Origin of the sequence: Candidatus Protofrankia californiensis (assembly GCF_900634765.1) — a bacterium.
In the GTDB taxonomy this organism is placed as follows: Bacteria; Actinomycetota; Actinomycetes; order Frankiales; family Frankiaceae; genus Protofrankia; species Protofrankia californiensis.
The window spans coordinates 5040-6311 of the sequence record NZ_CAAAFT010000115.1; the positions used below are offsets into that span (position 1 = coordinate 5040).

Sequence of the window (1272 nt, forward strand, 5' to 3'; positions counted from 1 at the left end):
CCGGAGGACGCTCAGACCGGTTCGGCGGACACGGTCGTCGGGTGCAGCTCCGCGGGATCCCCGACGAACGAACACTCGCCTCGGTGCAGGACGTAGACGACGTCGGCGAGCCCGAGTGCATCCTTGGTGTACTGGTCGGCGAGAACCACCGTCGTCCCGCCGAGGGCGACCGTTGCCAGCCAGGCGAACAGCTCGCTGGCAACCTTGGGCGACAGGCCGAGTGACAGCTCGTCGACCAGCAGCACCTTGGGCCGAGCCAGCAGGGCACGGGCCAGGGCGAGCATGCGCCGCTCACCTCCGGACAGCGTCCCGGCCCGTTGGACAAGCCGCTCGTGCAGCCGGGGGAAGGCGTCCAGCGCCGGGGAGATGTCCCGCTGCCCGATTGCCTCCACCACCACCTGCAGGTTCTCGCGCACGGTGAGGGTTGCGAACACCGCACGTTCGTCCGGGACGAGCATCAGACCCGAGCGGGCCCGGTCCAGGGCCGACATCCTGGTGATTGTCCTGCCCCGCCAGGTCAGGGATCCCGATCGCAGCGGTAACACGCCGGCGAGTACCCGCAACGTGCTGCTCTTACCCGCGCCGTTGACCCCGAGCAGCGCGGTGACCTTCCCTGCGGGAACCGTCAGATCGAGCCCGTGCAGGACCTCGATGGTTCCGTAACCGGCACGTGCCCCGGTCAGTACCAGTTCAGCGCTCATGCCAGCGGCCCCTGCGCGAGATAGACAGCCCGGACGGTCGGATCATCACGGACGGCAGCCGGTGCACCCTCGGCGACGATACGACCACCGACCATCGCGTACACCTGGTCGGTGACGGAGAAGACCAGCTCGACGTCGTGGTCCACGAGCAGGATGCCGACCCCTTCGCCGGCGACCCGCCGCAGCAGCCCGGACAGCCGTTCGGTCTCCTGCCCGTCCAGCCCGCTGGCCGGCTCGTCGAGCAACAGGACGTCGGGACGGGCGCACAGGGCGCGGGCGAGCTCGACCAGGCGCAGCGCTCCGGTCGGCAGCGTTCCCGTGGTTGTGTCGGCGATGCCTGTGAGGTCGAGGGATTCCAGGGTGCGGGTCACCACCCGCCGGCTGCGGGCACTGCCGTGTGGCGCGAGCCCCAGCAACCCGCCGGCGTAGTCGCGGTGCCTGTTCTCGGCACCGACCAGCAGGTTGTCCATGACCGTCATGCTGGTGAACAACGACGGTACCTGGAAGGTCTGGACGAGACCGTAGCGTGCCCGGACGTCCGGGCGCATCCGGGTGATGTTGCGGCCACCGA

Annotated in this window: 2 protein-coding genes; both read right to left on the minus strand. The window is 69.7% G+C overall.

Annotated features, from left to right (window positions below; translation table 11 throughout):
• Positions 1-11: 11 nt before the first annotated feature.
• Complete coding sequence (locus DD1DGNOD_RS06840) at positions 12-701, minus strand: ABC transporter ATP-binding protein (RefSeq protein WP_131765731.1); 690 nt, start codon at positions 699-701, stop codon at positions 12-14.
• Positions 698-1272, minus strand: a 575-nt coding sequence (locus DD1DGNOD_RS06845; RefSeq protein WP_131769695.1) for an ABC transporter ATP-binding protein, incomplete at its 5' end; no start/stop codon positions are given. The genes DD1DGNOD_RS06845 and DD1DGNOD_RS06840, both read right to left, overlap by 4 nt.